Raw genomic sequence first — 8,332 nt, forward strand, 5'->3', positions numbered from 1 at the left:
AAGAAAAGACCAGAGCGCCCTCAAGTCTCCTATCTTTTCTTCGCTATCAACCTTCACCGTTGCTGTCGGCGGAGGATGGTGGGTCCTAGGTCCTTCCGGCAGCGTCGAAAAAGAGGGACCTTTTCGTCGCAGCTGCTACAGGGATGTACAAGCACAGCGACACGCGTCTGCGTGGCGCGGCGAGTGCGCGGTGCCGGAAGGACCTAGGGCCCACCAGCCTCCGCGAACCACCGACGCCTCCGGCGAGCGCCAACCACCAACGCCTCCGGGCAAACGCCAACCACCGGCGCCTCCGGCAAACGCAACCCACTGACGCTTATTGATTGCTAACAAGGACTCTCTCAAATGAGCACTGCCAAATTGAAAGCAAGTCATCGCGGCTCCGCGGCGGGCAATCTAATTACGCTGCTGTTGCTGGCCGGAATCATCGGCCTAGGTGTGTATCTCTGGCTCGGCAAGAAAGACGACGCCACAAGCACCGGCACGACCACATCGCAAACAACAGCAACCAGCAAAGGTAGCGATGAAGGCGGCGCGCCAGCGCCAATAGAACCGGTGACAGGTACGCCGTCGCTGGAAGCGGCGGCGACGTACACACCGAAGGACGGCATTCTGCAAATCGACATCAGCGAATACGCCGGCTACGGCGGGCTGATCGTCGCGAACGGTGGCATGGATCCGAATCCCGATTCCTTCTTCGCCAAGGAATACGGCTTCAAAGTCAAAATCACCAAGAGTGAAAGCGAAACCTGGGGCGCACTGAACAACGGCCGCCTCGCCGCCACTGCAACCACAACTGACGTGCTTGCCATACTCGGGCGGCAATTCGACGCAGTCGTGCCGGTGCAAATCGGTTACTCGCGTGGTGCTGACATGGTCGTGGTCGACAAAGGCATCGCCTCCATCAATCAGCTCGCAGGCAAAACTCTCGCCGCTTCGCAATTCAACGAGAGCGAATTCTTCATCCGCTATCTAGCTCAAGAAGCCGGCGTGCCGGTCACAGTGCTTCGTGATCTCGATTCCAAGCCGAGTTCGGGCGAACTAGGCCTGGTGTTCTATGAAGACGCCTTCGTCGCCTGCGACGCCTACTCGCACGAACTCAGCGGTTCGCAGCGATTGAATGGCTGCGTTGGCTGGACACCGCGCACCGACGAAGTCGTGGAAAAATCCAACGGCGCCGCGAAAGTCCTGGTCTCCAACCGCAACCTGCTGGTGATCGCCGACGTGCTCGCCGTGAATGGCGGCTTCGCGAAAGCGAACCCGGACATGGTGCGGGGTCTCGTGCACGGCATTCTCGAAGGCAATCGCCGGCTCCGCGATCAGCAGGCAGCAAATATCGGTGTCGTGGCCAAAGCGTTCGGTTGGAGTGAAGCCGACGCCAAGGACGAACTGTCCCGCGTGCATCTGGCCAATCTGCCGGAGAACCGTGCGTTCTTCGCTGGCACCATCGACTCGGCCGGTTCGTTTGGCGGCATCTTCCAATCCTCAGTGCTCGCTTACGGCAACGTGATTCGCAACCCGACCGACGCGTCGCGCTTCGCCGATGTCACCGGGCTGGAAGCGCTGGCGAAGAAAGGCTTGTTCGCCGATCAGAAGATCGCCATCGCGCCGATCCGCAGCTCCTCGCAGGCCACGCTGGAAGGCGACCCGCTGCTGAGCAAGGACATTCGTTTCTTCTTCGAAGCCAACTCCGCGAACCTTGACAAGAGCGCGGCTCAGAACCAGGAGTACTTGGATACGATCAAGCGCTTCCTGCAAGTGAGCCCCGGCTCGACCGTGCTGCTGCGGGGTCACGTCGACAATGCTCGCGTGAATGAATTTCGCGATCAGGGTGGCGAGCAGTTGGTGAAGAGCATGGCGCTCAAAGCCATGGAGCTGTCACGTCAGCGTGCGCTTGCCGTCAGCGAAGCGCTGCGTGCACGCCATAAAGACATCGACGCGACGCGCGTCGAAGCTGTCGGTCGCGGCTGGGAAGAACCTGCCGGCCCGGACAGCGAATTGAACCGCCGCGTCGAAGTGCAGTGGTTCACGTTGGAATAAAACTCAAACGCGCGCGACGGTGAATCCGATATTGGTCGCACCGTCGTCGCTCTCCGCGAAGACGGTGCCACCATGCATGGTGGCGACAGCGCGAACGATGGCGAGGCCGAGACCATGATTCTCTCGGCTGCCGCTGCGAGAACTGTCGACACGATAGAACCGGTCGAACAGCCTGGAAAGGTGCTCCCGCGCGATACCGGAGCCGGTGTTTTGCACCGAGACACGAATCGCGCCTGGCTGTTGCAAAACAAACACGACAATCTCGGCACCGCGCGGGGCGTGCTGGACGGCGTTCTGTAACAGATTGGCTACAGCGCGCCGAAACAAAGACGTTTCGATACTGGCCTGGGCATCGCCTTCGATGCGCACCTTGACGCCAGCTTCCTCGAAGATGAACTCCAGATACTCGACGGCGTGCGCCACTTCTTGCGCTATCGACACTTCGACTCGGTTCGGCGCGAGTTCACCGCGATCCGCTCGAGCCAGGAACAACATGTCGTTGACGATGGCGCGCAGCCGTTCAAGGTCCTCAAGGTTAGAGTGCAGCGCTTCTTTTAGTTCCGTAACACTGCGTTCGCGGGACAATGTGACCTGAGTTTGACCGATCAAGTTGCCCACCGGCGTGCGCAATTCATGCGCCACGTCGGCATTGAACGCTTCGAGTTGTTGATACGCAGTCTCGAGCCGCGACAACGCGCCGTTGAATGAGTCCGCAAGCTTGGAGAGTTCAGGATCGAGCGTATCGGTCTGCAAGCGTCGCGACAGATAGCCAGGTGACAATGCCTGCGCTTCACCCGACAGCCGACCGAGCGGTCGCAAGCCGACGCCAGCGATGTAATAGCCGAGACCTGCAGCACCCAACGCGCCAACCACCGTCAACGCAACCAAGCCAACGGTGAACGCACGCAGCGTTTCCACGAACGGCGTGGAATCGATACCGATCATGAGTCGCACCGGTGGCCGTTCACCGCGACCTTCGACGTCCGCCGTGAAAGTTTTTAGCGGTGCTTCTTGCTCCGGCATCGCGATGTGACCGAAGCCGTGCGTGCCGGCGGAGCCGAGCTGCGACGAAGAGAGCTGCGAGCCATAACGGAAGCGCGGATCGTCGCCCAACACCCACACGCTCACTCGGTTATTTTCAGACAGAGAGTTGTCGAACTTCAGGCACGCCACGGACCAGTGTTCGACATCGTCGTTACGCACCACGATGGGCTTGTACATTTGCCAACGGGCCTGCAGCTCGTTGTCCTGATGACGCTCCAGCTCGCGCTTCAGCAAGCCGTGCATGGCAAAGCTCAGCACCGCCAGCATGACAAAGCTGGCGACGGCGAACATCGCGGCCAGGCGCTGGCTGATGGAGAGCTTCATGCGTCCTCGCCCTGCTCGCGCACTTCCAGCACGTAGCCCATGCCACGCACCGTGTGCAGCAACGTCGGCTGGAACGGATCGTCGAGTTTGCTACGCAAGCGTTTCACCGCCACCTCGACCACGTTGGTGTCGCTGTCGAAATTCACGTCCCACACCAACTCGGCGATGGTGGTCTTGGACAGAATTTCGCCTTTACGACGCGCCAGCGCGGCGAGCAGCGCAAACTCTTTGGCAGTCAGATCCAAACGCTGACCGTTACGCCAGGCCTTGCGAGCCAGCAGATCGATCTGCAGATCGGCAATGCGCAGCTGCATGGCTTCCTGGCCACGGCTGCGACGAGTCAATGCCTGCAAGCGCGCCACCAATTCCAGAAACGAGAACGGCTTGACCAGATAGTCATCCGCCCCTTCTCGCAAGCCTCGCACGCGATCGTCGACTCGATCCCGCGCTGTCAGCATGATCACCGGCGTCTGCTTACGTTCACGCAAAGCTTGCAACACCGTGAAGCCATCCGTACCCGGCAACATCACGTCGAGCACGATCACGTCGTACTCATATTCCAGCGCCATGTGTTTACCGTCGAGGCCATCGCGAGCGACGTCCACGACGTAGCCCTGCTCGCGCAGTCCCCGTTCCAAGTAATCGGCCGTCTTCGGCTCGTCTTCTACAATCAAAACTTTCATGGCGTCGTCGCTAATTCTGCCACCGGAATCAACTGCCAGCCGGCGGGACCAAGCCCATGGACTCGTACACGTTCACCAGCCGGATGGACACATCCGCGGTGGCCTGAGCAGCATCCAACTCGACCGAGTAAACACTGCGTTCTGCATCCAACACTTCCAACAAGGACAGCGCGCCGGCCGTGTATTGCCGTCGTGCCAGCTGAGCCGCGCGTCGTGCCGACTCAGCGGCTTGAGTCAGCTCCTGCTGCCGCAGTTTACCCTGCGTGTACAACACCAGCGCAGTCTGGGTTTCCTGAAGCGCGGTGCGAGCCGTTTGCTCGTACGTCAGATAAGCCTGCTCTTGCACGGCATCCGCAGCGTCGATGGCCGCACGAATACGACCGAAATCTATCAATGGTGCCAGCAGGCCGCCGCTCACCGACCAGGTGCGGGTGCCGGTATCGAGCAAATCGCTGACTCGCTCATCTTCAACGCCGATCAAGCCAGCGAGCGTGATGCGCGGATAACGCAACGCTGCGGCCACGTTTCTTTGTTCCGCTGCCACGATCAGGCGACGTTCGGCCGCGCGCACATCCGGGCGATGTGCAATCACATCCGCCGGCGTGAGCAACACGCTCTCCGCATCGCTATCCGGCAATGCACTCAACTCGGTCGACGCCGGCAACAACGGGCTCAACGCCTCCGGAGCCGATGCGGTCAACAGGATCAATCGATAGCGCGCCGACTCGGCCAGTTCGCGCGATTGAGGGATCTGCGCTCGTGTGGTCCGCAGCGACGACACCGTGCGTTCCAAGTCGAGCCGACTGGCGAAACCTTCGTTGAATCGTGCTTGAGTGATGCGAACCGTTTCTTCCTGCGCCTGCGCGTTGCGCACCGACAGCTCGGTCTGCACTTGATACAGCCGGTAGTCCAGATAGTTGCGAATGACTTCGGCAATCAACGCCAGTCGAACGCCATCGCGATCCGCCTGCACAGCGCGCAGTTCAGCATCAGCAGCTCGAGATTCAGCTCGTAACCGGCCGAACAAATCGATCTCCCAGCTCGCCGTAGCGCCTGCAGTCGCCGAGTCTTGGATCTCAGAGGTTGTCGATCCAGTGCGACGACTGCGCGAGCGCTCACCATCGACCGATGCATCGATCTGTGGCGCCAGGTTCGCCAACGCTGCGCGACGCTGAGCACGCACCTCTCGCACTCGAGCTTCGGCCACACGCAGGTCGAGATTGCGCTGTTGCGCCAGATCGACGAGCTGATCGATAGCGACATCGTCGAATGCCTTCCACCAGGTCAATGACGCGTCGTCAGCAACCGTGGTCGCACGCTGCTCGTCGACCCAAGTCGACTGCAGATCACCCGGCAACTGCTTCACCGGCTGACTGCACGCGGCCAGCACGGCCAACGCCACCACCGAGCTCACCCGGCACAACATCCGACTATTCATCCGAGTGTTCATCGGGCCGGCTCCAATAAGTCCGGAGCCTCCGGTTCGGCTGCTTGCTGTTGCTTCTTATGGAAGATCCGATCCAGCGCCAGATAAATCACTGGCGTCGAGAACAGCGTCAGGATCTGGCTGATCACCAGGCCGCCGAAAATTGCCACACCCAACGGCTGACGCAATTCCGAGCCGGTGCCAAAGCCGAGCATCAACGGCACCGCGCCCAGCATGGCTGCAAGCGTGGTCATGATGATGGGCCGGAAGCGCACCAAGCACGCTTCGTGAATCGCATCGAGCGGCGACAACCCGTCTTTGCGCTGTCGTTCCAGCGCGAAGTCCACCATCAAGATGCCGTTCTTCTTGACGATGCCGATCAACAACACCACGCCGATCAACGCCATGATGGAAAAGTCCGTCTTCGCCAGCCACAGCGCCAACACGGCGCCGACACCGGCCGAGGGCAGCGTGGAAAGAATGGTCAGCGGATGCACGAAGCTTTCATACAGCACGCCGAGAATGATGTAGACCGCAATCAACGCGCCCAGAATCAGCAGCGGCTGGGTGGCCAGCGATTTCTGGAATTCCTGCGCGGTGCCTCGGAAGTTGCCGGTGATCGAACTCGGCATGGCGAGTTCAGCTTTGGTTTGCTCGATCAAGGTCACGGCCTCACCCAACGCGACGCCCGGCGCCAAGTTGAACGAGATGGTGACGGACGGGAACATGCCGTCGTGCGTGATGGACAGCGGCCCGGTGCTCTGCCCTTCCATACGCGCCACTGACGACAGCGGCACCATCTGGCCAGTAAGCGGCGAACGCAAATAGAAGTTCTGCAAGCTGTCGGCCCGGCCGCGCTGGCTCGGATCGATCTCCAGCACGATCTTGTATTGATTGGTTTCGGTCTGATATTCGCTGATCTGGCGTTGACCGAACGCGTCGTACAACACTTGATCGATATCGGCCGCCCGCAGGCCGAAGCGCGCCGCCGCGGCTCGATCGATGTTCAAGCGAGTGATCGCTGCGCCCAACTGCAAATCATCCGAAACGTCGCGCAACTGTTCGTAGGCTTGCAGCTTGTCGGCCAGCTGCCGCGTCCACTCGGCCAGCTCACCGCTCTCCGGTCCTTTCAACACGTAAGTGTATTGAGCGCGACCGCCGCCGGCACCGAGGTTGATGTCCTGGGCCGTGCGCATGAACACCTGAATGCCAGGAACGCCGGACACCTTGGGACGCACGCGATTGATGAACTCTTCGGAAGACACATCGCGGTCACCGCGATCTTTCATCACCACGAAAATTCGACCGCTGGCCATGCTCGAGCTGCCATAGCCCGCGCCGACCACATGGGCCACCGCTTGCACCGCCGGATCTTCGGCGATGATGTTCGCGACCACCTGCTGCTTGGTCTTCATGTCCTCGTAGGAAACGTCATCGGCACCTTTGGTGGTGGTGAAAATGAACGCCGTGTCCTGCAACGGGAAGAAGCCCTTGGGAATGAAAACATAGCCGAGCACGGCGACAGCCACCGTGGCACCGAAGCTCAACAGCACCGTGCGCTGATGTGCCAATGCCCACTTCAAACCGCGGTCGTACTGGGCCACCAAGCGCCGCGACACGCTGTGCTCGCTATCCTTGTGCTTCATCGGCTTCATGAAGCGAGCAGACAGCATCGGCGCCAACGTCAACGACGCCACCACAGAGATCAGGATGGCCACCGTCATGGTCACCGCGAACTCACGGAACACGCGACCGACCACGCCACCCATGAACAGCAGCGGCACGAACGCAGCGATCAACGAGAAACTGATGGACACCACCGTAAAGCCGATTTCCGACGCACCGCGCCGAGCTGCTTGTAGCATCGACTCGCCGGCTTCCAGATGTCGGTGAATGTTCTCGACCACCACGATGGCGTCGTCGACCACGAAGCCGACCGCGACCACCAGCGCGACCAAGGTGAGATTGTTGAGACTGAAGCCGAGTAGATACATCGCGCCCACGGTCGCTATCAACGCCACCGCCAATACCGACGCGACGATGGCTGTGGCCGAGAGCTGCCGCAGGAACACACCCATCACCACGACTACCAACAGGAACGTGACCACCAGCGTGACTTCGACTTCATGCAACGACGAACGAATGGTTCGCGTGCGATCGTTGATGACTTCGAGCTCGACGCTGGCCGGCAACAACTCACGCAAGTGAGGCAGCGCCTCGCGAATGCGATCGGCGGTGGCAACGATGTTCGCGCCCGGCTGGCGACGAATGATGAACATGATGCCGGGCTTGCCGTTCTGCCAGGCCTGCACGTATTCGTTCTCGGCGCCGAAGGTCACTTTGGCCACGTCGCGCAGAAACACTGGCGCGTTGTCGCGATACGCGACGATCAAGCCGTCGTAGTCGCCCGGCGTGAAGATCTGATCGTTGGTCTGCAAGGTCGACACGCGGTCCGCGCCGAACAAAGCACCCTTGGCCTGATTCACACTCGCCGCCTGAATGGCCTGACGCAGATCGGCCAGCGTCAGCCCGAGCGACGCCAACTTTTCCGGCGCGGCTTGGATACGCATCGCCGGCTTGCGCTGACCGTTGATGGGAATCTCAGCCACGCCGTCGATCTGACTGAGCTGACGCGCGATCACGGTCTCAGCAATGTCGCTCAGTTCAGTGAGTGTCATCAGCTCCGATTGCATGCGCACGACCAGGATCGGACTGTCGTTGGGATTGACCTTGCGCCAGGTCGGCAGATTGGGCAGATCGGACGGCAGACGTCCCGACGCTGCATTGATGGCCGCCTGCACTTCCTGTGCGGCCA

5 protein-coding genes are annotated in these 8,332 nt (G+C 60.6%); 1 reads left to right on the forward strand and 4 read right to left on the reverse strand.

The window, feature by feature from the left end:
- Positions 1-345 precede the first annotated feature (345 nt).
- Positions 346-2,040, forward strand: coding sequence for a phosphate ABC transporter substrate-binding/OmpA family protein (locus JNL55_RS31715; RefSeq protein WP_293864072.1), 1,695 nt, complete (start codon positions 346-348; stop codon positions 2,038-2,040).
- A 3-nt stretch (positions 2,041-2,043) separates the two neighbouring features.
- On the opposite strand, the gene JNL55_RS31720 is transcribed toward JNL55_RS31715, so the two are convergent.
- The 4 genes from JNL55_RS31720 to JNL55_RS31735 form a co-directional block, all read right to left on the reverse strand.
- Complete coding sequence (locus tag JNL55_RS31720) at positions 2,044-3,408, reverse strand: heavy metal sensor histidine kinase (protein ID WP_293864075.1); 1,365 nt, start codon at positions 3,406-3,408, stop codon at positions 2,044-2,046.
- A complete protein-coding gene (locus JNL55_RS31725; RefSeq protein WP_293864078.1) occupies positions 3,405-4,091 on the reverse strand; it encodes a heavy metal response regulator transcription factor in 687 nt (228 codons plus the stop codon). The genes JNL55_RS31720 and JNL55_RS31725 overlap by 4 nt, the downstream gene beginning before the upstream one ends.
- A gap of 28 nt (positions 4,092-4,119) precedes the next feature.
- The gene (locus JNL55_RS31730) at positions 4,120-5,541 is read right to left on the reverse strand and encodes an efflux transporter outer membrane subunit (RefSeq protein ID WP_293864081.1); all 1,422 of its coding nucleotides are present in this window, start codon (positions 5,539-5,541) and stop codon (positions 4,120-4,122) included.
- The coding region (locus JNL55_RS31735; protein ID WP_293864084.1) for an efflux RND transporter permease subunit at positions 5,538-8,332 on the reverse strand (2,795 nt) is incomplete at its 5' end. The genes JNL55_RS31730 and JNL55_RS31735, both read right to left, overlap by 4 nt.

The sequence above is a fragment of the Steroidobacter sp. genome (assembly GCF_016790065.1).
GTDB lineage: Bacteria > Pseudomonadota > Gammaproteobacteria > Steroidobacterales > Steroidobacteraceae > Steroidobacter.

Excerpts from the sequence above, each read along its gene's own strand:
- JNL55_RS31720 (WP_293864075.1), bottom strand. The coding sequence starts at position 3,408 with ATGAAGCTCTCCATCAGCCAGCGCCTGGCCGCGATGTTCGCCGTCGCC.
- JNL55_RS31715 (WP_293864072.1), top strand. The coding sequence starts at position 346 with ATGAGCACTGCCAAATTGAAAGCAAGTCATCGCGGCTCCGCGGCGGGC.
- JNL55_RS31730 (WP_293864081.1), bottom strand. The coding sequence starts at position 5,541 with ATGAACACTCGGATGAATAGTCGGATGTTGTGCCGGGTGAGCTCGGTG.
- JNL55_RS31725 (WP_293864078.1), bottom strand. The coding sequence starts at position 4,091 with ATGAAAGTTTTGATTGTAGAAGACGAGCCGAAGACGGCCGATTACTTG.